We start from the raw sequence: 25,616 nt of genomic DNA, 5'->3' as shown, positions 1-25,616 counted from the left end.
AGTGGGCCGTGCCGGTGGTCAGCGTAGGCCGTGGCGGCGGGCCACCATCCGTTCGGCGGCGGAGCGGGGGAGTAGACGGCGCAGGGCGAAGGCCAGGGGGGCGTTGCTGCCCACCGCGTAGAGGGGCTTGGGGCGGGGGGCCTCGATGGCCTTGAGTATGGTCGCGGCGACCTTGGGCGGGGGCGTGCCGCCTGCCTCGTTGGCGTTCAGCGCCGCCAGCATCGTGCGGTACTCGTCGGCGAACGGGGAGTCGGCCGAGACGTACTGCGTACGGCGTTCGCTGATGCCGGTGTTGATCGCGCCGGGCTCGACGGTGGTGATGCCGACGCCGTACGCCGCGACCTCCCGCCGGGCCGCGTTCGCGAAGCCCTTGAGGGCCGCCTTGGAGGCCACGTACGAGGAGCGGTAGGCGAGCGGGAAGCTGGCGAGCATCGAGCCGACCATGACCACGCGGCCGTGGCGCCTGGCGCGCATGCCGGGCAGGAGGAGCTGGGTGAGGCGGACGGCGCCGAAGACGTTGAGCTGGAAGAGGCGGATGACGGCGTCCATGGGGAGCTCCTCGAAGGGGCCGTTCTGGCTTTCTCCGGCGTTGTTGACCAGGACGTCCACCGCTCCCGCCGCCTCCGCGCAGGCCGTGATGCTCGCCTCGTCGGTGAGGTCGAGGGCTAGGTACTTCACGCCAGGAACGGGGTCGCTGACCGACGACGGCGTGCGGCTCGTGCCATACACCCGGTAGCCGCGTCGGACCAGGGCCTCGGCGACGGCCGCCCCGATACCGGACGACGCGCCCGTCACCAGCGCCGTACGGCCCGCCCCCGACGGCCCCGGCACTCCCGAGGCCTCCGCGCTCACGCCAGCCGCCGGGCGAGCGCGCGCCCCGCGGCGCGGCCGGAGAAGACGCAGCCGCCGAGGAACGTACCCTCCAGCGCGTTGTAGCCGTGCACGCCTCCGCCACCGAAACCGGCCACCTCGCCCGCCGCGTACAGCCCGTCGAACACCGCGCCGTCCGGGCGTACGACCTGCGAGTCCAGAGTCGTCTCCAGGCCGCCGAGCGTCTTCCGGGTGAGCAGGTGCAGGCGTACCGCGATCAGGGGTCCCTGCGCCGGGTCGAGCAGGCGATGCGGCTTGGCCACCCGCATCAGCTTGTCCGGGCGGTAGGCGCGGGCGTTGCCGACGGACATCATCTGGAGGTCCTTGGAGTACGGGTTGCCCGTCTCGCGATCGCGGGCCACCACCTCCCGCTCCACCTGGGCGAGGTCCAGCTTGGGGCCGGGGGTGATCGCGTTCATCCCGTCGACGAGCTCGGCGAGTGTGCGGCGTACGACGAAGTCCTCACCGCGGTCGAGGAAGGCCTGGACCGGTCCTGGCGCGCCCTTCTTCACCCGTGACAGCACCAGCTTGATGTCCTTGCCGGTGATGTCGGGGTTCTGCTCCGAACCGGAGAGGGCGAACTCCTTCTCCACGATGGCGCGGGTCAGGATGAACCAGCTGTGGTCGTACCCCGTACCGACGATGTGCCGCAGGGTCGCCAGCGTGTCGTGGCCCGGGAACAGCGGTGCGGGCAGCCGCTTGCCCGTGGCGTCCAGCCAGAGGGACGACGGGCCCGGGATGATGCGGATGGCGTGGTCGGGCCAGACGGGGTCCCAGTTCTTGATGCCCTCGGTGTAGTGCCACATCCGGTCCCGGTTGACGATCGAGCCGCCCGCGCTCTCGGTGATCCCCAGCATCCGGCCGTCGACATGCGCGGGGACGCCGCTGATCATCGACTGGGGCGCCGGGCCGATCCGGTCGACCGGCCAGTTCTCGCGTACCAGTCGCTGGTTGCCGCCGATGCCGCCAGACGTCACCACGACGGCCTGGGCGCGCAGGGCGAACTCGCCCGCGGCCTCGCGGGACGAGGCGACACCGCGCGGCTCCGCTGACGGGGCGAGCACCGTGCCCCGTACGCCCACCGCCGCCCCGCCCTCGACGATCAGCTCGTCGACCTGGTGCCGGTGCTTGAAGGTGACGAGTCCGCGGGCCGCCGCGGCCATCACCGGCTCCAGGAAGACCCGTACGACCTCGGGGCCTGTGCCCCAGGTGAGGTGGAAGCGCGGCACCGAGTTGCCGTGCCCGCTCGCGGAGCCGCCGCCGCGCTCGGCCCAGCCGACCATCGGCGTCAGGCGCAGGCCGAGGCCGCGCAGGTAGGCGCGCTTCTCACCGGCGGCGAAGGACACGTACGCCTGTGCCCACTGACGCGGCCAGTGGTCCTCGCGCTCGCGGTCGAAGCCCGCCGAGCCGAGCCAGTCGGCGAGAGCGAGGTCGTAGGAGTCCTTGATGCCCGCCCGGCGCTGCTCGGGGCTGTTGACGAAGAAGAGCCCGCCGAGCGACCAGAAGGCCTGGCCGCCGAGGTTGGCCTCGTTCTCCTGGTCGACGACCAGGACGCGGCGCCCCGCGCGGGTGAGTTCGTAGGTGGCGACCAGTCCGGCCAGCCCCGCGCCCACCACGATGACATCGGCGTCGTCACTCATTACGGCTCCTCGGTGATCGGTGTGCTGACGGGCGTGCTGATGGGGGTGTTGACGGGCGTGCTGTAGGACTCCAGGACGTGCTGGAACAGCTCCTCGCGCCGGAGTCGCGCCGTGTCGCTGTCCGGTTCGAGCAGGACCTGTACGGAGGTGCCGTCGTGCACCGCCACCAGGGCCTGGCCCAGTGCCGCCGCATCGGTGACGCGGCGCCCCGCGCGGCCGAGCGCGGCCACCACGACCGGCAGGATGGTGTCCTGGATGGCCTGCTCCCGTGCCGCCATCACCCGCCGCAGCCCGGGGGTGCGCAGTGCGTGCGCGGTGAACTCCGCGGTCACCCGGTACCAGGCGTCATCGACGGGGATCGCGCGCAGCGCGGCCCGCAGCGCCTGGTCCGGCGTCGCGTCGGGCACCTCGGCCAGGGCGGCGCGCAGCCCGGTGATCAGCTGCGAGGAGCGCTCCTCCCACATCGCGAGGAACAGCTCGTCCAGCGAGGAGAAGTTCGAGTAGAACGCGCCACGCGTGTACCCGGCCCGCTCGCAGACCTGCTCCACCGTCGAGCGCCCGAAGCCCTCCTCCGCGAACACGTCCAGCGCCGCGACAAGCAGCCGCTGCCGGGTCTTCTCACGCCGGGCCGTGGGTGCCGCCATGGCTCACCACCCCTTTCGATACATGAACGTATCCGATACGCGCATGTATCGAAAGGGGTGGTGAGCCAGCCGCTTACGAGGGGGGTGGTGCGTCGAAGGCGCCGTGACGGCCCGCCCCAGCGGCGAACCGCGCTGCCCCCGCCGCCGTGTCGGCCGCCAGCGACACCGTGCCATGGGCGAACTCCACGGCGAGGGCGGCTGGTTCGCTCAAGCCCTCCTGTTCGAGTACGGACAGCCGGTCGTGTCGCAGACACGTCTGCGGGAACGCCGCGATCCGCGCCGCCAGCTCCCGCGCGGCAGCCAGCGCCTGCCCGGCCGGTACGACGCGGTTGGCCAGGCCGATTCGCAGGGCCTCGGCCGCGTCCACCGGCCGCCCGGTCAGGATCAGGTCCATCGCGACGCTGGTGCCGATCAGCCGCGGCAGCCGTACGGTGCCGCCGTCGATCAGCGGCACACCCCACCGGCGGCAGTACACGCCGAACACCGCGCTCTCGTCGGCCACCCGCAGATCCGCCCAGAGCGCCAGCTCAAGCCCACCCGCCACGGCGTGCCCCGCGACCGCGGCGATCACCGGTTTGGACAGGCGCATCCGGGACACGCCCATCGGCCCGTCCCCGTCCGCCGCGACGCGGTTACCCGCTCCCGTAGCGACGGCCTTGAGATCGGCGCCGGAGCAGAACGTGCCGCCCGCGCCGTGCAGGACGGCGACCGAGGCGTCCGGGTCCCGGTCGAAGTCCCGGAACGCCTCGGCCAGCGCGGCCGCGGTGGCGCGGTCCACGGCGTTGCGTACGTCGGACCGGTGCAGCGTGACCGTGGTTACCGGCCCGTCCCGCTCGACCCGTACGGCCTCAGCGCCTGCCTCGCTCACTCGGCGCCCCTCTCAGGACCGCCCTCGCTCATTCGGCGCCCTCAGCCGGACGGGCCCGGTCGATGATCGCCGAGGTGTCGACGCCGGTGGGCAGCGTGCCGAACGCGACGCCCCAGTCGTGGTCGAGCCGGGACGCGCAGAACGCGTCCGCGACGGCCGGATGGCCGTGCCGCACCAGTAGCGAACCCTGGAGCACCAGCGCCATCGACTCCACGATCCGGCGCGCCCGGAACTGCGCCTCGTCGAGATCGGTGAGCTGCTTGCGCAGCCGCGCCACCGCCGAGTCCAGCCGCCGGTCGGTGCCAGCGGCCTGCTCGACCTCGGTGAAGAAGGCGTCCACGGTCTCCGGCTGTTTGCCCATCGCCCGCAGCACATCCAGGGCCGCCACATTGCCCGACCCCTCCCAGATGGAGGGCAGCGGCGACTCGCGGTACAGCCGGGGCATCCCCGACTCCTCGACATAGCCGTTGCCACCGAGGCACTCCAGGGCCTCCGCGGCGTGCGCGGGCGCCCGCTTGCACACCCAGTACTTGCTGACCGCGAGACCGATCCGGCGCAGCAGCTCCTCCGCGGCGTCCCCGGCGTTCGCCCGGTCGACGGCCCCGGCCAGGCGCATCCCGACGACGGTCGCCGCCTCCGCCTCCACCGCCAGGTCGGCCAGGACGTTGGTCATCAGCGGCTGGTTGACGAGCCGCTCGCCGAAGGCGCTGCGGTACGTCGCGTGGTGCACCGCCTGGACGACACCGTGCCGCATCCCGGCCGCCGAGCTGACCGCGCAGTCAAGGCGCGTCATGTTGACCATCTGGATGATGGTGGCCACCCCCCGGCCCTCCTCGCCGACCAGATGGGCCACGGCACCCTCGTACTCGATCTCCGACGAGGCGTTGGAGCGGTTGCCCAGCTTGTCCTTGAGGCGTTGCAGCCGGATCGCGTTACGGGTGCCGTCCGGCAGCACACGCGGCACCAGGAAACAGGACAGTCCGCCAGGGGCCTGGGCCAGGGTGAGGAACACGTCCGACATCGGCGCGGAGGTAAACCACTTGTGCCCGGTCAGCGCGTACAGCCCGTCGCCCGCGGGCACGGCTCGCGTGGTGTTCGCCCGTACGTCCGAGCCGCCCTGCTTCTCGGTCATCGACATGCCCGCGATCAGGCCGCGCTTGTCGGTCGGCACCCGCAGGCCGTAGTCGTACGTGTCCGAGGTGAGCAGCGGCTCGTAGATCCTGGCCAGCTCGGGTTCGGCGCGCAGCGCGGGCACGGCCGCGTAGGTCATGGAGATGGGGCAGAGATGCCCGGGATCGGTCTGCCCCCATACGTACACCTTCGCGGCCCGTGCCACATGCGCGCCGGTCCGGTCCTCCCGCCAGGGCGCTGCGTGCAGGCCGTGCCGCACGGCGACCTTCATCAGGTCGTGCCAGTACGGATGGAACTCGACCTCGTCGATCCGGTGGCCGTACCGGTCGTGGGTGTGCAGCACCGGCGGGTTCTTCTCCACCACCCTGGCCCACTCCTGGGCCTGCTCGCCGCCCGCGCGCAGCCCCAGCTCCCGTACCTCCTCCTCGGCCCAGGCGGCGCCCTCGCGCCGCAGCCCCTCCAGGAGGGCCGGGTCATTGGCGACGTCGTACCCGGTCAGCGGGGGGACCTGGTTGGTGACCTCATGTGTCGCTGGCATCGGTGACTCCCAAGGCTCGAAGGGTGAAGGTGACCAGGGCCGGTACGGTGTCCGGCCCGGCCGCGGGATCGGACAGTGGCCCGATCAGCGCCTCCGCGACCGCGCCGACCAGCGCGGCGGCGGTCAGCGCGGCGTCCTGCGCGGGCAGTACCCCACGGGCAACGCCCTCGGTGACGCGCTCGGCGAACACATCACGGAAGGCCCGCCGGAACACCAGGCGCTCCGCGTCCACGGCAGGCTCCGCGGGCTCGGCGAGCAGCGCGTAGGCGAGTCGCGGTGCCTTCAGGGCCCGGCTCGCGAACGTCTCGATCGCCGCGACGATCGCGTCCACCAGATCGTCGTGCTGGTGCGCGGCCTGGGACACCGCCGCCACCTCGTGTGACGCCACCGTCCGGAACAGCTCGACCGAGAGCGCGGACTTGCCGGTGAAGTGCCGGTACAGGCTGCCGGTGGCGAGGCCTGCGCGCTCGGCGACCGCCGACATCGTGCAGCCCGCGTACCCCCGCTCGGCCAGCAGCTCGACGGCCGCGTCCAGGACGAGACCGCGCTGGGCGTCGAGGCGGGCCTGCACCGCAGGGGTGCGTCGATAAGGCATATAAGAAGTGAAGCAGCGATTCACTGCTTCAACAAGACCCTGCGGCGACTCGCCCGGCCCGGCCGCGGCCCGCCGCGAGGAAGCCGCAAGGAAGCCGAAAGGGAGCCGGGAGGGACAGGGCCCTGTGAAGCCACCGCCCATCACGAGATATCTTGATGTCGAGCAATGTTGCAGACGTGGAGCGGAGCACCCGGTGACTGACTCGACCATCATCTATACGCACACTGACGAGGCCCCGGCCCTGGCGACGTATTCGTTCTTGCCTGTCGTCCAGGCGTACGCCTCGACGGCCGGGGTCGGTGTGGAGACGCGTGACATCTCCCTGGCGGGGCGCATCCTCGCCAGCTTCCCCGAGCGCCTGACCGAGAGCCAGCGCGTGGACGACGCGCTCGCCGAACTCGGCGAGCTCGCCAAGACGCCCGGCGCGAACATCATCAAGCTGCCGAACATCTCGGCCTCGATCCCGCAGCTCAAGGCGGCCATCACCGAGCTCCAGCAGCAGGGCTACGCGCTGCCGGACTACCCGGACGACCCGCAGAGCGACGAGGACAAGGACGTCCGCGCGCGCTACGACAAGGTCAAGGGCAGCGCCGTGAACCCGGTCCTGCGTGAGGGCAACTCCGACCGTCGCGCCCCCGCGTCGGTCAAGAACTACGCCAAGGCGCACCCGCACCGCATGGGCGCCTGGACGGCCGACTCCAAGACGAACGTCGCGACCATGGGCGTCGACGACTTCCGCTCCACCGAGAAGTCCGTGACGATCCCCGAGGACGGCGCGCTGCGCATCGAGTTCGCCGGGGACGACGGCAGCACCACCGTGCTGCGCGAGTCGGTACCCGTACTCGCCGGTGAGGTCGTGGACGCGGCGGTGCTGCGGGTCGCGGCGCTGCGCGAGTTCCTGACCGCGCAGATCGCCCGCGCCAAGGCCGAGGGCGTGCTGTTCTCGGTGCACCTGAAGGCCACCATGATGAAGGTCTCCGACCCGATCATCTTCGGCCATGTCGTGCGCGCCTTCTTCCCGAAGACGTTCGCCGAGTACGGCGCCACGCTCGCCGCGGCCGGACTCAGCCCCAACGACGGACTCGGCGGAATCCTGGCCGGTCTGGACGCGCTGCCCGAGGGCGCGAAGATCAAGGCGTCCTTCGAGGCCGAGCTCGCCGAGGGCCCGGAGCTGGCGATGGTCGACTCCGACCGCGGCATCACCAACCTGCATGTGCCGAGCGACGTCATCGTCGACGCGTCCATGCCCGCCATGATCCGCACCTCGGGTCACATGTGGGGCCCGGACGGCAACGAGGCCGACACCCTCGCGGTGCTGCCCGACAGCAGCTACTCCGGTGTCTACCAGGCCGTCATCGAGGACTGCCGCGCGCACGGCGCCTTCGACCCGTCGACGATGGGCTCGGTCCCGAACGTCGGCCTGATGGCGCAGAAGGCCGAGGAGTACGGCAGCCACGACAAGACCTTCGAGATCGCCGCGGCGGGCACCGTCCGCGCCGTCGACGCCGCGGGCAACGTCGTCCTCGAGCAGGCCGTCGCCGCCGGTGACATCTTCCGGATGTGCCAGGCCAAGGACGCGCCGATCCGCGACTGGGTCAAGCTCGCCGTCACCCGCGCCCGCGCGACCGGCTCCCCGGCCGTGTTCTGGCTCGACGCGAGCCGCGCGCACGACGCGCAGCTCATCGCCAAGGTCAAGACGTACCTCGCCGACCACGACACCGACGGTCTGACCATCGAGATCATGTCGCCGGTCGAGGCCACCGCGTACTCCCTGGAGCGCATCCGCCGCGGCGAGGACACCATCTCGGTCACCGGCAACGTCCTGCGTGACTACCTCACCGACCTGTTCCCGATCCTGGAGCTCGGCACCAGCGCCAAGATGCTCTCGGTCGTCCCGCTGATGAACGGCGGCGGTCTCTTCGAGACGGGCGCCGGTGGCTCCGCGCCGAAGCACGTCCAGCAGCTGGTCAAGGAGAACTACCTGCGCTGGGACAGCCTGGGCGAGTTCTTCGCCCTCGCTGCCAGCTTCGAGCACCTGGCGCAGACCACGGGCAACGCGCGCGCCCAGGTGCTCGCCGACACCCTCGACCGCGGTACCGCGACCTTCCTCAACGAGGACAAGTCGCCTACCCGTCGCGTCGGCGGCATCGACAACCGCGGCAGCCACTTCTACCTGGCCCTGTACTGGGCGCAGGAGCTGGCGAAGCAGACCGACGACGCGCGGCTCGCTGAGGCGTTCGCGTCGCTCGCCAAGACCCTGGCCGAGCAGGAGCAGACCATCGTCGGCGAGCTGCTCGCCGTGCAGGGCTCTCCGGTCGACATCGGTGGCTACTACCAGCCCGACCCGGCCAAGGCCGAGGCCGTGATGCGCCCGTCGGCGACGCTCAACCAGGCCCTCGCGACGCTCGGCTGACGCGACCGCCAGGAGCTGTACCCACCCCATCGCCCCCGGCCGGACCTGCGTCCGGCCGGGGGCGATGGCGCGTCACGGCGGCGCCATCGGCACCTCGTCGCCCTGCGGGCCACTGCGGCTCAGCGGCGCTGCTCGCCGCCCGCCGCGGCCCTGCCCACCGCCGCCACCAGCGGCAGCAAGCGGTGCGGCACCCGTTCGCGCAGCGCCACCTCGGTCCGGGTCCGCACCACACCCGGCAGCTGGATCAGCTGCTGGATCACATCCTCAAGATGGGCGTTGTCCCGGGCGGCCACCCGGGTCAGGAGGTCACCGCCGCCGGTGATCGAGAAGGCCTCGATGATCTCGGGCACGGCGGCCAGCGCGTCCCCCACCTCGTCGAGATGCCCCTGCGTCACCTCGACATGGACGAACGCCAGGACCGGGTGCCCGAGCGCGGCGGGGGAGAGCGACGGGGCCGTACCGGTGATCACCCCGTCCCGTTCCAGCCGGTCAAGCCGCGCTTGCAGGGTGCCGCGGGCGATCCCCAGGACGCGGGCGTACTCGCGCACGCTGGTGCGCGGCTGCTCGAGGAGCAGGCGCAGAATCCGGGTGTCCAGCTCGTCGACCGCCATGGTTCGTTGGCCTCCTGGGTACGCGGCATGATCACGTACGACTGTACCCAGGGCGCGGCGGACTGGCGGCCGGGAAAGGGCCGGGCGGGCCTGGGGAGAGGCCCGCCCGGCCCCGTGCTTCGTGTGGGTACCCCGTGCTTCCTGTGCTTCCTGGCGACATGGGGCTTGAGCCTCCTCGCGGCTCGGCGGGATGGGGGATGTGCACAAGCCTTGAACCAGTGGGAGCGCTCCCAGCATGCTGAAGAGAAAAATGAGGGTCAAGATAGGTGAAGAGTCGAATAAATTCGATGACAAAGAAAGCCGAATCCGCTATTGCTCGACATAAGTTGATGCCTTAACGTCCTCAACTAACCAGTGGGAGCGATTCCGTCAGTCGGCGTGCCATGCGTGGCACGCCCGATCTGCAAGGAGTCGCTCATGCGACATCCCCCGCGTTTCTCCCGCTCATCTCGCTTACTGACGCTGCTCGTCGGAGCGGCGCTTGCCCTGGCGGGCACCCTGTTCGTGCCCGCTGTCACGGCCTCTGGGGCCGCTCCCGTGTGCTCGGTCGTGTACGAGACCACCAGCGAGTGGGACGACGGCTTCCAAGGCTCCGTCACCGTCACCCACCACGGCCCCGCGACGGACGCGTGGACGCTCGGCTTCGACTTCCCCGGTGGCCAGGAGATCACTCAGGGCTGGAACGCCCAGTGGTCTCAGTCGGGCAGTGCCGTCACCGCGAAGAACGCGGCCTGGAACGGCGCGCTGGACACCGGTGCGAGCGTCACGGCCGGGTTCCTCGCCTCCTGGTCGGGCACGAATCCCGTACCCACCTCCTTCACCCTGAACGGCGCGGTCTGCAACGAGGACGACGACCCGGACCCCGACCCCACCGACCCGGACCCCGACCCCACCGATCCGCCCGACCCTGAGGACGGGCCGCCCGCCCTGAAAGTCTCAGGCAACCAGCTCGTCGACAGCGAAGGCGCCCCCCGACGGCTGCTCGGAGTGAACCGCTCGGGCGGCGAGTTCGCCTGCGTCCAGGGCTACGGCATCTTCGACGGCCCCGTCGACGACGCGTCGATCCAGGCCATCGCGGACTGGAACGTCAACGCCGTCCGTATCCCGCTCAACGAGGAGTGCTGGCTGGGCCTGGACAACATCGACCCGCGCTACGCGGGCGGCAACTACACCACCGCCATCAAGGACCTGGTGCGCCGCGTCGAGGACCACGGGATGACCCCGATCGTCGAACTCCACTGGTCCTGGGGCCAGTACACCGGCAACTCATCCGGCTGCTCGGACATCCACGCGAGCTGCCAGAAGCCGATGCCCAACGCCCAGTACAGCAAGGCCTTCTGGTCCTCGGTCGCCAGCACCTTCAAGGACGACCCGGCCGTCGTCTTCGACCTGTTCAACGAGCCCTACCCGGACCGCGCCACCCCCACCGCCGAACAGGCATGGACCTGCTGGCGCGACGGCGGCGACTGCCCCGGCATCACGTACGAGGTCGCCGGCATGCAGAGCCTCGTCGACGCGGTACGGGACACCGGGGCCCAGAACGTGATCCTGGTCAGCGGACTCGCGTACTCCAACGACCTCAGCCAGTGGCTGTCGTACGCGCCGAGTGACCCGGCGGGCAATCTGGCCGCCGCCTGGCACGTCTACAACTTCAACGCCTGTGTCAGCGAGAGCTGTTGGGAGCAGACGCTGGCCCCGGTCGCCGCCCAGGTGCCGCTGGTGGCCGGTGAGATCGGCGAGAACACCTGCGGGCACTCCTTCGTCGACCGCGTCATGCGCTGGTTCGACGACCGGGACCTGTCCTACCTCGGCTGGACCTGGAACACCTGGGACTGCTCCGCGGGCCCCGCCCTGATCCGCGACTACGACGGCACACCCACCGCGTACGGCATCGGCCTGCGCGACCACCTGCTCGCCCTCGGCGACGGGTCCCGCGACGGGGCCTGAGTCGAGGCTGAGGCGAAACCGTCCAAGAGCAAACCAAGAACAAACCCACCACAAAGGAGCGCCATGAGCCGCATGGTCCGCAAGACCCTCACCAGACCACGAACGGCCTTACTCGCCGCCTGCGCCCTCATCGCTACGGCGGCCGGGACCGCCGTAGCCGCCGACGCCGACCTCCAGGCGGCAGCGCCCGGCTGCGAGGTCGACTACCAGGTCCAGGGTGACTGGGGCTCGGGCTTCACTGGGGCCGTCACCGTCACCAACACCGGTGACCCGGTGACCAGCTGGGACCTGAAGTGGTCCTTCTCCGGCAACCAGCAGGTCAGCAACGGCTGGAACGCCGAGCTCTCCCAGTCCGGCACCGATGTGACCGCGTCGAACGTCTCCTACAACGGCGCCCTCGGCACCGGAGCGTCGGCGAGCTTCGGCTTCAACGCCAACTACAGTGGCGGCAACGCCCTGCCGGACACCTTCACGCTCAACGGCGTCGTCTGCGGCGACGATGGCGGCGGCGACCCACCCGACCCCACCGACCCCCCTGGGGACAAGGTCGACAACCCCTACGCGGGTGCCAAGGTCTATGTGAACCCGGACTGGCAGGCCAAGGCCGCGGCCGAGCCCGGTGGCACGGCGATCTCCAACCAGCCGACCGGCGTGTGGATGGACCGCATCGCCGCCATCGAAGGCACCCCCGGCGCTCGCGGCCTGCGGGCGCACCTGGACACCGCTCTGGGCCAGAAGGGCGACGGTGAACTGGTCGTCCAGGTGGTCATCTACAACCTGCCAGGCCGCGACTGCGCGGCGCTCGCCTCCAACGGCGAGCTGGGACCGGAGGAGCTCGGCCGCTACAAGAACGAGTACATCGACCCGATCGCGGAGATCCTCGACGACGAGAAGTACGCGGACCTGCGCATCGTCACCACGGTCGAGATCGACTCACTGCCCAACCTGGTCACCAACACCGGCTCCCGCCCGACCGCGACACCCGAGTGCGACGTGATGCTCGCCAACGGCAACTACGTCAAGGGCGTCGGCTACGCGCTAGGCAAGCTGGGTGCCATCGACAACGTCTACAACTACGTGGACGCCGGCCACCACGGCTGGATCGGCTGGGAGGACAACTTCGCCGCCTCGGCCACCGTCTTCTACGAGGCCGCGAACGCCGAGGGCGCCAAGCCCTCCGACGTGCACGGCTTCATCACCAACACCGCCAACTACAGCGCCCTGAAGGAGGAGAACTTCTCTATCACCGACTCGGTCGGCGGCACGTCGGTCCGCGAGTCGTCCTGGGTCGACTGGAACAAATCCGTGGACGAGCTGTCCTTCGCCCAGAGCTTCCGCCAGCAGCTGGTGTCCACCGGCTTCGACTCCGGCATCGGCATGCTCATCGACACCTCCCGCAACGGCTGGGGCGGCACTGAGCGGCCCACCGGGCCCGGCGCGATGACCAACGTGGACACCTACGTCGACGGCGGCCGCTATGACCGCCGCATCCACGTCGGCAACTGGTGCAACCAGTCGGGCGCGGGCCTCGGCGAACGCCCCCAGGCCGCACCGGAGTCGGGGATCGACGCGTACGTGTGGATGAAGCCCCCGGGCGAGTCCGACGGCTCCAGCAAGGAGATCCCGAACAACGAGGGCAAGGGCTTCGACCGGATGTGCGACCCGACGTACGAGGGTAATCCGCGCAACGGCCACAGCATGTCCGGCGCGCTGCCGGACGCCCCCGTCTCCGGGCACTGGTTCTCCGCCCAGTTCCAGGAGCTGCTGAGGAACGCCCACCCGGCGCTGTAGCGCCCTGGGCACCCGGTGCGGCTACCCTCCACGGGGAGAGGGCGGCCGCACCGGGCAGGTGGCTCAGCTGCCGCCAGTTCGTCGAAGCGCTTCGATGCAGGTCTGGACAGTGCCCGAACGCCCGTCTAGGGTCGAGGGTGTTGTCTGTACGTGAGCTGAGAACAGCCTGCGTCGAAGCGGTTCGCCCCTCAGGGCCGCCCTATCCGGGAGAGCTGAAGCGAAATGGTCACCCTTGCCGAGGTCGCCCGGCACGCCGGAGTGTCGGCCAGCACGGTGAGCTACGTACTCAGCGGCAAGCGGTCCATCTCGCTGGAGACCCGAGAACGCGTCGAAGCCAGCATCCAGGAGCTCGGCTACCACCCGAACGCCGGTGCGCGCGCCCTGGCCAGCAGCAAGTCCAATATCGTCGCCCTGATGATGCCCCTGCGCAGCGACATGTACGTCCCCGTGATGATGGAGATCGCCATCGCGGTCGCCACCACGGCCCGTACGCACGGCTACGACATGCTGCTGCTCACCGGCGACGAGGGCGCGTCGGCCGTCCGCCGGGTCACCCGCAGCGGCCTCGCCGACGCCATGATCCTGATGGACGTCGAGCTCAAGGACGAGCGGCTGCCGCTGCTGCGCGAGAGTGACCGCCCCGCCGTGCTCATCGGACTGCCCGCCGACACCACCGGGCACACCTGCGTGGACTTGGACTTCGTCGCCACGGGCGCCCTGTGCGTCGAACACCTCGCCGGTCTTGGCCACCGTGACATCGCGGTGATCGGCGAGGCCCCCGCCGTCTACGAGCGCCACACCGGCTTCGCCGAGCGCACGCTGGACGGGTTGCGCGCCAGGAGCCGCGAGCTGGGGGTGAGGCTGCTGCACCGGCCCTGCGAAGGCGGCTATCAGGCGGTCGCGGCCACCCTCGCCCGGGTCTTCGATGAGCGGCCCGGCACCACGGGGTTCATCGTCCAGAACGAATCCGCCGTCGAGCCGCTCCTCGGCCTGCTGCGCCAGCAGGGCCGCGCGGTGCCCGAGGACGTGTCGGTGGTCGCGATCTGCCCGGACCAGGTGGCGCTCCAGGCATCGGTGCGGCTCACCTCGGTATCCATCCCGGCCCAGGAGATGGGGCGCCAGGCCGTCGTGCGGGTCATCGCCAAACTCGCGGGCCAGCCCGAGGACGAGGTCGCGCTGCTGACCCCGGAACTCTCCGCGCGCGCCAGCTCGGGCCCGGCGCCGATCTGACCACCCCGGACGCACGCTACATGCCCCACACGACCGAGTGCGGCCGGTTCCCTCGCCAGGGAACCGGCCGCAAGGGGCGTTGACGCGGGCGTTTACCTGGTGCCCAGGTAGTAACTGGTGTGCGGCGGCTGGTTGTAGCCGGTGTTCTGCCAGGCCATGCCGAGCCGGTACACCGGGTCGTGCATCAGGGTCGGCAGCCGGAACTCGGTCGGGTGCGGGGTGCTGTACAGCCGCAGTGCCGTAGAGTCCGCGTCGCGCCAGATCATCTCCTCGCGCCAGTCGCCGAGGATGTCGCCGGACAGCACCGGGTTGCCCTTGGTCCAGTTGTTGGACTTGGCGTCCTGGTCGTACCAGACCCGGTCCAGCTCAGTGGAGCCGTTGTACTTCAGGATCTGCCCGTAGCCCACGCCCGCCGAACCCGACCAGCGGTGGTCGAGCAGTTCCCGGTGCGCGTCACCGGTCCACCAGATGGCGGAATTGTACGAGGCGCCCCCGGCGAACGTCGGCACACTGTCACTGATTTTGGTGCCGTCGGCGGCGTAGAGCCCGCCGCCACTGGACCAGCACTCGGCCCCCGCGTACTGCCGGGTCAGGTCCGCGCAGATGCCGCGCCCGACGTCGTTGCCGGTCCTCTCGCCCCACAGGATCTCGCCGGTCCGCGCGTCATGCATCTCGAAGCCGTACGCGGAGCCCGCGCTCTCATGCACGTTGAACGACTCCAGACCGGGCCGGGACGGGTCCAGGTCGCCGACGTGCAGGGCGTCACCGTGTCCCAGCCTGGTGGTCCACAGCCCGGTGCCGTCGTGGTTCACGGCCATCGCGCCGTAGAGGATCTCGTCCTTGCCGTCACCGTCGACGTCGGCGACCGAGAGCTGGTGGTTGCCCTGCCGGTCGTAGCCCTTGCCGTAGTTGGTGGAGCTGTTGGTGTCGAACTTCCAGCGGCGGGTGAGGTCACGGCCGTTCCAGTCGTACGCGGCCAGGGCCGTCCGCTCGTAGATGCCCCGGGTGAAGACCATGCTGGGCGCCGAGCCGTTGAGGTACGCGGTGGCCGACAGCAGCCGCCCCTCGCGGTTGCCCCAGGTGTCGCCCCAGTCGGAGACCTTGCCGCGGGCGGGCTCGAAGGGTACGGAGTCCATCACCCGGCCCGTCTGGCCGTTGAAGACCGACAGATACTCGGGGCCGCTGAGGACCGCGCAGTTGTCGGCCAGATGGGAGGCGCCCGCGTCGCCGATGACGGTGCCCGCCGCGTCCCGGGAGCCGTCCGAGGTGCGGACCGCCATCTCGGCCTTGCCGTCGCCGTCGTAGTCGTACACCTGGAAGGAGTCGTAGTGCGAGCCGCTGCGGACGTTGGTGCCGAGGTTGACGCGCCACAGCCGGGTGCCGTCCAGCCGGTAGGCGTCGTAGACGGTCGGGCCGGTGCAGGTACCGGAGTTGGCCACGTCGGTGGCGTTGGACGGCACCCACTTGAGGACCAGCTCGTAGGCGCCGTCGCCGTCCAGGTCGGCGGCGGAGGCGTCGTTGGCCGAGTAGGTGTAGCGGACGCCGTCGCGGGTGGTGCCGCCCGGGGGCTTGTCCAGCGGGATGTCCTTGCGGCCCGATGACCAGGCGGTCGCCTGCTCGCCGGGCCGCTCGGAGCCGTTGACCACGGCGCGGATCTCGTAGCGGGCGCCGGTACCGCCGTTCCGGTCGAGGAAGTTGGTCTTCTGGGTCTCCTCGATCAGGGTGCCGCCCCGGTAGAGCCGGAACGACACGTCCGCCGGGTCGTCGCCGAACATCCGCCAGGTCACCAGGACCCCGCCGCTCGCGGGGACGGCGACCAGGCCGCGATCCAGCTTCTCGGCGACCCGGGCCGCCGCGAGGGCCCTGGCCGGACTGTTGGCGGCGACCGACACGGGCGCGCCCTCGGCGGCCGAGGCGAGGTGGCCGACCGCGAACAGGCCGCCGGAGCCGAGCAGCGTCATGGTGAGCAGCCCTCCGGCCAGCTTGCCGGGGCGGCGGTGTCTGCGGCGGTGTCTATGGAGAAGGGTGCGGGTGGTTCTGAACATGTCACCTCATCTTCATCAGGGGCGGGTGGTCCGTCGAGTGCGGGAAGGGGACTACCCCTTGATCGCGCCCGTGAGCATGCCCGCCCTGAAGTGCTTCTGGACGAAGGGCGACAGCACCGACACCGGCACTAGGGCGAGCACCATCACGGCCATCTGGATGGCGAGCGGCGAGAGTTGCCCGGTGTTGATCGCCGAGGCCAGGCCGGTCGGCCGCTCCTGCTTGAGGACCAGCTGTTGCAGGATGTTCTGCAGGGGCAGCATGTCCGGGTCGCTCAGATAGATGGAGGCGTTGAACCACGCGCTCCAGTACCCGACCGCGTAGAAGAGCGTGATCACCGCGATGACGGCGCGGGACAGCGGCATCACGATCTGCCACAGAATACGGACGTCACCCGCCCCGTCGATCCGCGCGCTCTCGATCAGCTCCTGGGCCGTCCCCATGAAGAACGCGCGCAGCACCAGGATGTTGAACACGTTCACCGCACTGGGCAGGACCAGCGACAGATAGGTGTCGGTCAGACCGAGCCCCTGCACGACCAGATACGTCGGGATGAGCCCGGCGCCGAAGAACATCGTGGCGAGCAGGAACACCAGCAGCGGCCGGTGCAGCACCGACCCGCTGCGGGACAGCCCGTACGCGCACAGGATCGACACCGTCATGCTGAAGAGCGTGCCGAAGACCGTCACGCCCAGGCTCACCAGCGTCGCCCGGGTCACCTGGCCACCGCTGAACAGCTCCTGGTACGCGACGAAGGTGATGCCGCGTGGAATCACCACCAGGCCACCGGTCTCGGTGATGGTCTTCACTGAAGACAGGCTCGTGACGATCACCACCCAGAGCGGGAACAGGATCGCCAGGCACACCGCGACCAGCGTGACGCCCTTGAGTGCCAGGCCCGCCGTGGTCGGCCGCTCCTCCCACGCGGGCCGCAGTCCGCTGCGGCTGCCCGGCCTGATGCCGAAGGACAACAGGCTCATCGCTTGTACACCCCCTGCTCGCCCATCAGATGGGCGACCTTGTTGGCCCCGAAGACCAGCAGCAGTCCGAAGAGTCCCTTGACGATGCCCACGGCGGCCGCATAGCTGAAGTTGCCGTTCAGCAGACCCACGTTCCAGACATAGGTATCCAGCACCTCGGCGGCGGTCGGCCCGACCGCGGTGCGCTGGAGCAGGATCTGCTCGAAGCCGACGGTGAGCGCGTTGCCGACCTGGAGCACCAGCAGCAGCGCCACCACCGGGCGCAGCGCGGGCAGGGTGATATGCCACATCCGCCGCCAGCGGCTCGCGCCGTCCATCGCGGCCGCCTCGTACAGATCGGGACTGACCGAGGCCAGCGCGGCGAGGAACACGATCACGCCCCAGCCCGCGTCCTTCCAGATCATCTCGAAGGTGATCAGGAACTTGAAGAGCCCCGGGTTCGTCATCAGGTCGATGCCGTCGTGGCCATGGTCGCGCAGCAGCTGCGAGACCAGGCCCGCGCCGCCGAACATCTGCTGGAAGACCGTGACGACCAGCACCCAGGAGAAGAAGTGCGGCAGATACAGGATCGCCTGGGCTACCGCCCGTACCCGCGGCCGCACAAAGCTGTTGAGGAACAGCGCGAGGAGGATCGGCAGCGGGAAGAACAGCGTCAGCTGGATCGCGAAGATCGCGAGGGTGTTCCGCAACGCCTGCCAGAACAACCGGTCGTTCCACATCTGCTGGAACCACTCGCCGCCCACCCACGGGCTCTGCCCGATGGCCTCGAAGGCGTTGTCCGCGACGTAGGGGTCGTAGTCCTGGAAGGCGACGACGTTGCCGAGCAGCGGTACGTAGTTGAAGACCAGGAGCAGCAGGATCGCGGGAACGGTCATCAGCAGCAGCACCCGGTCGCGGCGCAGCCGGTGGCGCAGGGTGATACCGCCCTTGGCGGGCGCTCTCGGCCCGCCGCGCCGGGGCGAGGGCCCGGTCTGCTCCGCGGCGGCGGGCTCCCGGACCTGAGTGGTGCTCTGTGTCATGTCAGGAGGCCGACTCGCCGGTCTCGTCGAGCAGCTTCTTGTACCAGTCGCGGAGCTTGTCGCCGCCTCGTGACTTCCAGTCGGACACCGCCTGCTGCATGTCGCTGACCTTCTTGCGGCCGCGCACGATGTCCTTCTCCAGGTCCTCGAACTGGGCGTTGAGATTGGTGTAGCGGTTCGGCTCCTGGATCTGCATGCCGTGGAAGAGCGGTTCCTCGCTGTGCGCGCCCTGCCGCTGCTGCCACTCGACCATGCCCTTGACGACGTCCGGGTGGTCGGGGTGGGCACGGAAGGGAGCGGGTCCGGCGATGTACTCGTACGTCGCGAAGGCCTGGTTGTTTCCCAGCTCCGTCTTCGTGAGCAGCCCGTCCTTGAGCGCGTGGTGCTGGCCCGGCAGGCCGTACGCCTTGAGCCGCTGCTCCTTCGTGCCGTACGGGGCGGCGCAGTAGTTGGCGAGGGCGAGGATCTCGCGGATGGTCTTTTCGTCGGCCTTCTTGTTGACGCAGCACCAGATATTCGAGGGGGCCGCGTTGAAGAGTGAGGGGGCGCCGCCGTCATGGGCGAAGTAGTCCATCGCGGCCATCTCGAAGTCCGGGTTCTCCAGGCGCTGGACGGCGGTCTTGCCGTACCAGTCGGAGATGTCCATGTTGTACATCCACACCTTGCCGGAGGCGAAGAGGTTGCCGATGTCGCCCTGTTCGGCCTTGGCGTCCGGGTGGACGAAACCGGCCGAGTACAGCGAGCGGGACCACTCCAGGGCTTCCAGAAACGCGTCGGTCTCGTAGCGGTTGACCAGCTTGTCGCCCTCCAGCCGCCAGTAGTGCGGCCGTTCGGGCAGCACACCGAAGAACGCGTACGCCGCCCAGGTCATGTCGCCGCAGGCCCACACCTTGCTCTTGGGGGCGTTGATCTCCTTGCAGAGGTCGTAGAACTCCTGGGTGGTCTTCGGCGCCTGGTAGCCCTTCTCGGCGTAGAGGTCGACGCGGTAGAACGGCGCGATGTTGCCGACGGCCTCGGCGGGGAAGGGCAGGCCACGGAGCTTGCCGCCGAAGATCCCGCGCTGCCAGGCGCCGGTCGGGATGGCCGCCAGGTTCGGGTACTCCTTGACCTTGTCGCCGCTCAGATACGGGCCCAGGTCGGCGAACTTGTTGCTGACCGCGCTGGGGATCTTGCCCGCCAGCTCCCAGCCGGGTATCACCACCGCGTCCGGGATGGAGCTGGAGGCCAGCACCGCGCCCAGCTTCTGCCCGTAGGTGTTGCCGTCCTGGTTGCGCCACTTGACCTTGACGCCGACCGCCTCGTCCATGGCGGTCCAGTAGGGGTTGCCGTGCTTGGGGGATGTGCCCCACAGCGGGGCCATGATGCTCACCTCGCCGCCCTGGCCCAGCTTCTTCGGCACCGAGACGGCCAGCTCGTCGGCGGGCAGCGCGGTGGTGAAGCCGGCCGCCGAACCGTTCTTGCTGGGAATGTCAGGGGTGACGGCCTGCGACGCCACATAGGCGGGAAGTACGTCCTTGAGCTCCTTGCCCGAGGTCGTGCCCTCGTTCTTCGAGCCGCCGCCGGAACCGCCGCACGCGCTGAGCAGCGGCGCACCGCCCGCCACCGCGACCGCGGCGACCGCGGTGGAGGCGAGGAAGCTTCTCCGGCCTGGAGCGGAGTTCGATGAGGGGGAGTTCGGCGTCATTGCGTCAACCCTTCGTGGCGCGCCGGGACATACGGCGGGACCACCGCTCATCCACTTTCGAAGCGCTTCGATATTGCTGCGAGGTTAAGTGAAGGCCCAGACCGTCACAAGGTTCCGGTCCAAGATTCCTGACTCCCAGGGAAATTGCTGGAGAGGGTCGCAGGTCTGGGGGCGGGAGGTGGGTCTGGTCGCTGTCTTGACATTCACGCCACTCAGCGCGGAGCATCGAAGCGCTTCGAGGATGCCGCCAGAGCACTCTTCGCCCACCTGCCAGAGGGACCTCTACGTGACCGACAGCCCGCCGCCGTTCCGTGACCCCGAGCTGCCCTTCGACCAGCGCGTCGACGACCTGCTGTCCCGGCTGACACTCGACGAGCGGATCGGGCTGCTGCACCAGTTCACGCCCGCCGTCGAGCGGCTGGGCATCGGCCCCTTCCGCACCGGACAGGAGGCCCTGCACGGCGTCGCCTGGATGGGCCAGGCGACCGTCTTCCCGCAGGCGGTCGGGCTCGGTGCGACCTGGAACGACGACCTGGTCCGCCGGGTCGGTGAGGCGGTCGGCACGGAGGCGCGGGCGATGCGCTCGCGCGACGAGCGCGTCGGCCTCAACGTCTGGGCGCCCACCGTCAACCTGCTGCGTCACCCCCTGTGGGGCCGGGGCGAGGAAGGCTACGCGGAGGACCCCGCCCTCACGACCGCGATCGCCGTCGCCTACACCCGCGGACTCCGCGGCGACCACCCGGTCTACTGGCGCACCGCCCCCGTCCTCAAGCACTGGCTCGCCCACAACAACGAGACCGACCGGTCCACCGCGTCCTCGTCCGTGCGGCCACGCGTGCTCCACGAGTACGATCTGCGCGCCTTCCGAGGAGCCGTCGAAGCGGGCGCGGTCGCCGGGGTGATGCCCGCCTACAACCTGGTCAACGGCCGCCCCAACCACGTATCGCCCTATCTGCGCGAGCAGTTGCGCCAGTGGAGTGCCGAAGAGCTGCTGGTGTGCTCCGACGCGGGCGCCCCCAGCAACCTGGTGGACTCCGAGAAGTACTTCGACACGCACGAGGAGGCCACCGCGGCGGCGCTCCTCGCGGGCGTGGACAGCTTCACCGACCACGGTACGGACAGTACGGTGATGACCGCCCGGATACGCGGCGCCCTGAAGCAGGGCCTGATCAGCGAGTCGGACATCGACACCGCCGCGCGCCGCCAGCTGTCGGTACGGTTCCGCCTCGGCGAGTTCGACCCTGGCCTCGACCCGTACGCGGCCCCCGCAGCACCGTCTTCCGACGCCTCGCTCGACACCTCCTTCGACGCTTCCTTCGACACCCCGGAGCACCAGGCGCTGGCGCGGGAGGCCGCGGAGCAGGCGGTGGTCCTGCTCAAGAACGACGGACTGCTGCCGCTGACCGAAGGCACCCGGATCGCGGTCGTCGGGCTGCTCGCCGACACCTGCAAGACCGACTGGTACAGCGGCACCCTGATCCGCCGCAGCACCGTCCTGGACGGCCTGCGCGAGCGCTTCGGCGCGGCGAACGTCACCTTCGCCGAAGGCGCCGACCGGGTGCGCCTGAAGTGCGCGGCGGGCTGGCTCCAGGTGCCCGAGCATCCCGGGACCGCGGCGGGCGGCGGCCCGGCGCGGGGCGCCGAGGGCGCCTTGGACCCGGCCCTGCTGGCGGGCCGCACCGACCTGCCGCCGCTCACGGTCGGCGACAGCCCAGCCGAGTTCGCGCTGGTCGACTGGGGCGATGACGCCCTGACCCTGCGCGCCCCCGACGGCCGGTACCTCTCGGTCGCCGACGACGGATATGTCCGCGCGTCGGCCGACGAGCCGGGCGGCTGGGTGGTCCAGGAGACCTTCACACTGCGGAGTACGGACGGCGCTGACGGCTTCCTCCTCAAGCACACCGGGACCGGGGGATACGTCTCTGTCGCCGCCGACGGCGTAAAGGTTGCCGACCAGGGAGAGATCTTCTCCGTCGACTACGTGGAGCGCGGCGAGCAGGCCGTGGCGCGGGCCGCGGCCGACGCCGACGTCGTCCTGGTCGTGGCGGGCAACGACCCGCACATCAACGGCCGCGAGACCGAGGACCGTACGACACTGGCCCTGCCGCCCCAGCAACGGCGGCTCTGGCAGGCGGCCAGCGCCGCCAACCCGCGCACCGCACTCGCCCTGGTCTCCTCCTACCCGTACGCGGTCGCCGACGCCGATGCCGCGCTGCCCGCCCTCCTGTGGACCGCGCACGGCGGGCAGGCCGGGGGCATCGCGCTCGCCCGGGTGCTGGCCGGGGACGTCTCGCCGGCCGGGCGGCTGCCGCAGACCTGGTACGCGGCCGACGACGACCTGCCCGCTCTGCTGGACTACGACATCATCGGCTCCCGCCAGACCTACCTGTACTTCGACGGCACCCCGCTGTACCCCTTCGGGCACGGCCTGTCGTACACGACGTTCGCCTACACGGACCTGGAGGCCGAGCGGGACGGCGACGTCCTGCGGGTCGCCTTCACGGTCACCAACACCGGCGCCGGGGCCGCCGACGAGGTGGCCCAGCTCTACCTGAGGGCGCCGCGCGGCCCGGTGCCCCGGCCCACGCGGCAGCTGCTGGCGCATCGCCGCGTCCCGCTCGCGGCGGGGGCGGCCGAGCGGCTGGAGTTCCAGGTCGCGCTGGCGGAGCTGGGGCTGTGGGACGTCCGCCACGGCCGCTGGACGGTACCGCCCGGCGCGTACGAGCTGCTGGCGGGATCTTCCAGTACGGACATCCGCCGTACCGCCGTCGTCACCGTCGACGGCCCCCGGATCGCCGCCAGACCGGCACGGGGGGCCGGTCTGGCGGCCGCGGACTACGACACTCAGTCCGGCACCGAGATCGTCGACTACAGCAAGACGGCGGGCGACGCGGTAACGACGGTGGACGGCGACGCCGAGGGGCGGGAAGGCGAACTGCTCTTCCAGCAGTGCGACTTCGGTGACGGCGTCACGACCGTCACGGCCGAGGTAGCGGGGGAGGGCACGGTCGAGCTCAGCCTGGACGCCATGGGCGCCATGTCCTCCCCGTCGATCCTCACGGCCGGGCCCACCGAGGGGCCGTACGCCTACACCACCCGCTCCGCCGCCTTCACCACCAGCGGTGTACGCGATCTGCGGGTGCGCCTCAGCGGCCGGATACGCCTGGCACGCCTCTCCTTCGGGTCGTCCCAGCCCTCTCCGCCCGACGTGCCCGAAGTGCCCGCCGCGTCCGACCCGCTCGCCACGAACCCGAGGAATCCCACGCGATGAAGTTCACCAACGGCTTCTGGCTGATGCGCGACGGCGTCCAGGCCTCGTACGCGACCGAGGTGCGGGACCTGGACACCGGCGAGGACCACTTCACCGCCTACGCGTCCGTCCAGCACGTACGCGAGCGTGGCGACACCCTCAACTCCCCCCTGATCACCGTCGAGTGCTTCTCCCCGGCCGAAGGCGTCATCGGCGTGCGCACCACCCACCACGCGGGCACTGTCCACCGCGGCCCCGACTTCGCCCTGCCAGGCGCCCAGCGCGAACCCGGCGCCGCTGCCGCCAAGATCCGCCGCGACGGCACCGTCACCGAGCTATCCAGCGGCCCGCTGACCCTGCGCCTGGACACCGAGGGCCCCTGGGGCCTGGAGTTCCTGGACGCCGACGGGCGCCGCCTGACCGCCATCGAGCGCAAGGGCACCGCGTTCGCCAGCACTCCGGACGGCGCGCACCACATGATCGGCCAACTGGCGCTCGGCGTCGGCGAACAGATCTACGGACTGGGCGAGCGCTTCACGCCGTACGTGAAGAACGGCCAGAGCGTCGACATCTGGCAGGCCGACGGCGGCACCAGCAGCGAACAGGCGTACAAGAACATCCCGTTCCACCTCTCCTCGCGCGGCTACGGCGTCTTCGTCAACCACCCCGGGAAGGTGTCGTACGAGATCGGCTCCGAGTCGGTCGGCCAGGTGCAGTTCAGCGTCGAGGACCAGTCCCTGGAGTTCTACGTCGTCGCGGGACCCGAACCCAAGGACGTGCTCAGCCGCTACACCGCGCTGACCGGACGCCCCGCGCTGCCGCCCGCATGGTCCTTCGGGCTGTGGCTGACCACCTCCTTCTGCACACGCTATGACGAGGAGACCGTCACCTCCTTCGTCGACGGGATGGCCGAGCGCGACATCCCGTTGTCCGTCTTCCACTTCGACTGCTTCTGGATGCGCGAATACCAGTGGTCGGACTTCCGCTGGGACCCGGAGGTCTTTCCCGATCCGGAGGGCATGCTGCGCAGGCTCAAAGAGCGCGGCCTGAAGGTCAGCATGTGGATCAATCCGTATATCGCCCAGAAGTCCCCGCTGTTCGAGGAGGCGGCGGCCGAGGGGTACCTGGTCACCCGGCCGAGCGGCGATGTCTGGCAGTGGGACCTGTGGCAACCGGGCATGGCGCTGGTGGACTTCACCCACCCCGGTGCCCGCCAGTGGTACACGGACAAGCTGCGCGGACTCCTTGACATGGGAGTCGACTGCTTCAAGACGGACTTCGGCGAGCGGGTGCCCACCGAGGTGGTCTGGCACGACGGCAGTGACCCACGGCGGATGCACAACTACTACGCCCAGCTGTACAACCAGGTCGTCTTCGACCTGCTTCAAGAGCAGCGGGGGAGCGGTGAAGCGGTGATCTTCGCCCGCTCCGCCACCGCGGGCGGACAGCAGTTCCCGGTGCACTGGGGCGGCGACTGCTTCGCCTCGCTGGAGGCGATGGCCGAGTCCCTGCGCGGCGGCCTGTCCCTGTCGCTGAGCGGCTTCGGGTTCTGGAGCCATGACATCGGGGGCTTCGAGGGCACCCCTGACCCGGCGGTCTTCAAGCGCTGGCTCGCGTTCGGACTGCTCTCCTCGCACAGCCGGCTGCACGGCAACGTCTCCTACCGGGTGCCCTGGGCGTTCGGCGAGGAAGCGGTCGACGTGGCACGGAAGTTCACCCGGCTCAAGCACCGGCTGATGCCCTACCTGTACGGAGCCGCCGTCGAGGCGCATCGCACCGGGGTGCCCGTACTGCGCCCGATGCTGCTGGAGTTTCCCGAGGACCCGGCGTGCCGGTCCCTGGACCGTCAGTACATGCTCGGCCCCGACCTGCTGGTGGCACCCGTCTTCAGTGTGGACGGCGAGGTCGAGTGCTATCTGCCCGCGGGCACCTGGACCCATCTGCTGACCGGCGAGACGGTCAGCGGACCGGCCTGGCGGCGGGAGTCACACGGATTCGACAGTCTGCCCCTGTACGTACGCCCGGGGGCGCTGCTGCCGCTTGGCGCGGACGATCAGCGCCCGGACGGCGACTGGCTGGAGGATCTGACGCTGCTGGTCACGCCGGGCATCCGCGACACCACCGTCACCGTGCCCGGCCTGGACGGGGCGCCAGCCGCCGCGTTCCGCGCGGTGCGCGAGGGGGGCCGGATTCGGGTCACGGCCGAGGGATCGGACCGGCCGTTCACGGTGCGCACGGTGCGCGGGGACGCCAGGGACGCCAGGGACGCCACGGACGCCCGGGACACGGTGGCGCGGGGAGTGGCCGATGTGACCCTAGGACTGGCGTCTAGTTGACCAATCAACGAGTCAACTCTACGGTG

At 70.3% G+C, this 25,616-nt stretch carries 17 protein-coding genes; 6 read left to right on the top strand and 11 right to left on the bottom strand.

Annotated features, from left to right (window positions below; all coding sequences use genetic code 11):
* Positions 1 to 18: 18 nt before the first annotated feature.
* From GCN81_RS09935 to GCN81_RS09910, 6 genes are all read right to left on the bottom strand, one after another.
* Positions 19 to 852 (bottom strand): SDR family oxidoreductase, encoded by an 834-nt coding sequence (locus tag GCN81_RS09935; protein WP_231626583.1) that lies wholly within the window; start codon positions 850 to 852, stop codon positions 19 to 21.
* On the bottom strand, positions 849 to 2,510 hold the full coding sequence (locus GCN81_RS09930; protein ID WP_156723788.1) for an FAD-binding dehydrogenase: 1,662 nt from the start codon (positions 2,508 to 2,510) through the stop codon (positions 849 to 851). The genes GCN81_RS09935 and GCN81_RS09930 overlap by 4 nt, the downstream gene beginning before the upstream one ends.
* The gene (locus GCN81_RS09925) at positions 2,510 to 3,154 is read right to left on the bottom strand and encodes a TetR/AcrR family transcriptional regulator (RefSeq protein ID WP_156723785.1); all 645 of its coding nucleotides are present in this window, start codon (positions 3,152 to 3,154) and stop codon (positions 2,510 to 2,512) included. Before GCN81_RS09925 ends, GCN81_RS09930 begins: the two co-directional genes overlap by 1 nt.
* Before the next feature lie 73 nt (positions 3,155 to 3,227).
* Entirely contained in the window at positions 3,228 to 4,022 is a 795-nt protein-coding gene (locus GCN81_RS09920) for a crotonase/enoyl-CoA hydratase family protein (protein WP_156723783.1), read from the bottom strand.
* Between the two features lie 28 nt (positions 4,023 to 4,050).
* Entirely contained in the window at positions 4,051 to 5,691 is a 1,641-nt protein-coding gene (locus GCN81_RS09915; RefSeq protein ID WP_156723780.1) for an isovaleryl-CoA dehydrogenase, read from the bottom strand.
* Positions 5,675 to 6,286, bottom strand: a complete 612-nt coding sequence (locus tag GCN81_RS09910) for a TetR/AcrR family transcriptional regulator (RefSeq protein WP_156723778.1) — start codon at positions 6,284 to 6,286, stop codon at positions 5,675 to 5,677. The genes GCN81_RS09915 and GCN81_RS09910 overlap by 17 nt, the downstream gene beginning before the upstream one ends.
* A gap of 193 nt (positions 6,287 to 6,479) precedes the next feature.
* On the opposite strand from GCN81_RS09910, the gene GCN81_RS09905 reads away from it, so the two are divergent.
* Positions 6,480 to 8,699 carry an NADP-dependent isocitrate dehydrogenase gene (locus tag GCN81_RS09905; RefSeq protein ID WP_156723776.1) on the top strand — a complete coding sequence of 740 codons (2,220 nt, stop codon included), beginning with the start codon at positions 6,480 to 6,482 and terminating at the stop codon, positions 8,697 to 8,699.
* Between the two features lie 119 nt (positions 8,700 to 8,818).
* Here GCN81_RS09905 and GCN81_RS09900 read toward each other — a convergent pair whose 3' ends face one another.
* Positions 8,819 to 9,310: an Lrp/AsnC family transcriptional regulator gene (locus tag GCN81_RS09900; RefSeq protein ID WP_156723774.1), complete on the bottom strand. Its 492-nt coding sequence runs from the start codon at positions 9,308 to 9,310 to the stop codon at positions 8,819 to 8,821.
* A gap of 417 nt (positions 9,311 to 9,727) precedes the next feature.
* On the opposite strand from GCN81_RS09900, the gene GCN81_RS09895 reads away from it, so the two are divergent.
* The 3 genes from GCN81_RS09895 (at position 9,728) to GCN81_RS09885 (ending at position 14,278) form a co-directional block, all read left to right on the top strand.
* Positions 9,728 to 11,257: a cellulose binding domain-containing protein gene (locus GCN81_RS09895; RefSeq protein ID WP_197287550.1), complete on the top strand. Its 1,530-nt coding sequence runs from the start codon at positions 9,728 to 9,730 to the stop codon at positions 11,255 to 11,257.
* A 63-nt stretch (positions 11,258 to 11,320) separates the two neighbouring features.
* Positions 11,321 to 13,048 (top strand): glycoside hydrolase family 6 protein, encoded by a 1,728-nt coding sequence (locus GCN81_RS09890; protein WP_156723772.1) that lies wholly within the window; start codon positions 11,321 to 11,323, stop codon positions 13,046 to 13,048.
* 222 nt (positions 13,049 to 13,270) lie between these two features.
* Positions 13,271 to 14,278 (top strand): LacI family DNA-binding transcriptional regulator, encoded by a 1,008-nt coding sequence (locus GCN81_RS09885; RefSeq protein WP_156723770.1) that lies wholly within the window; start codon positions 13,271 to 13,273, stop codon positions 14,276 to 14,278.
* 92 nt (positions 14,279 to 14,370) lie between these two features.
* Here the strand turns inward: GCN81_RS09885 and GCN81_RS09880 are convergent, their stop codons facing one another.
* The 4 genes from GCN81_RS09880 to GCN81_RS09865 are packed head-to-tail and all read right to left on the bottom strand — an operon-like array spanning position 14,371 to position 20,004.
* Positions 14,371 to 16,323, bottom strand: a complete 1,953-nt coding sequence (locus tag GCN81_RS09880) for a rhamnogalacturonan lyase (protein ID WP_197287549.1) — start codon at positions 16,321 to 16,323, stop codon at positions 14,371 to 14,373.
* Between the two features lie 51 nt (positions 16,324 to 16,374).
* Positions 16,375 to 17,301: a carbohydrate ABC transporter permease gene (locus tag GCN81_RS09875; RefSeq protein WP_156723768.1), complete on the bottom strand. Its 927-nt coding sequence runs from the start codon at positions 17,299 to 17,301 to the stop codon at positions 16,375 to 16,377.
* Positions 17,298 to 18,320 (bottom strand): ABC transporter permease, encoded by a 1,023-nt coding sequence (locus GCN81_RS09870; RefSeq protein ID WP_156723766.1) that lies wholly within the window; start codon positions 18,318 to 18,320, stop codon positions 17,298 to 17,300. The genes GCN81_RS09875 and GCN81_RS09870 overlap by 4 nt, the downstream gene beginning before the upstream one ends.
* Before the next feature lies 1 nt (position 18,321).
* Entirely contained in the window at positions 18,322 to 20,004 is a 1,683-nt protein-coding gene (locus tag GCN81_RS09865) for an extracellular solute-binding protein (RefSeq protein WP_156723763.1), read from the bottom strand.
* A 286-nt stretch (positions 20,005 to 20,290) separates the two neighbouring features.
* On the opposite strand from GCN81_RS09865, the gene GCN81_RS09860 reads away from it, so the two are divergent.
* On the top strand, positions 20,291 to 23,275 hold the full coding sequence (locus tag GCN81_RS09860) for a glycoside hydrolase family 3 protein (RefSeq protein WP_156723762.1): 2,985 nt from the start codon (positions 20,291 to 20,293) through the stop codon (positions 23,273 to 23,275).
* The gene (gene yicI / locus GCN81_RS09855) at positions 23,272 to 25,590 is read left to right on the top strand and encodes an alpha-xylosidase (protein ID WP_156723760.1); all 2,319 of its coding nucleotides are present in this window, start codon (positions 23,272 to 23,274) and stop codon (positions 25,588 to 25,590) included. The genes GCN81_RS09860 and yicI overlap by 4 nt, the downstream gene beginning before the upstream one ends.
* The last annotated feature ends 26 nt before the right edge of the window (positions 25,591 to 25,616 follow it).

It is taken from the genome of Streptomyces apocyni, from assembly GCF_009739465.1.
Classification (GTDB): Bacteria; Actinomycetota; Actinomycetes; order Streptomycetales; family Streptomycetaceae; genus Streptomyces; species Streptomyces apocyni.
Note: the sequence above shows the minus strand (reverse complement) of the source record. Positions and strands in the feature narration are given on the sequence as shown.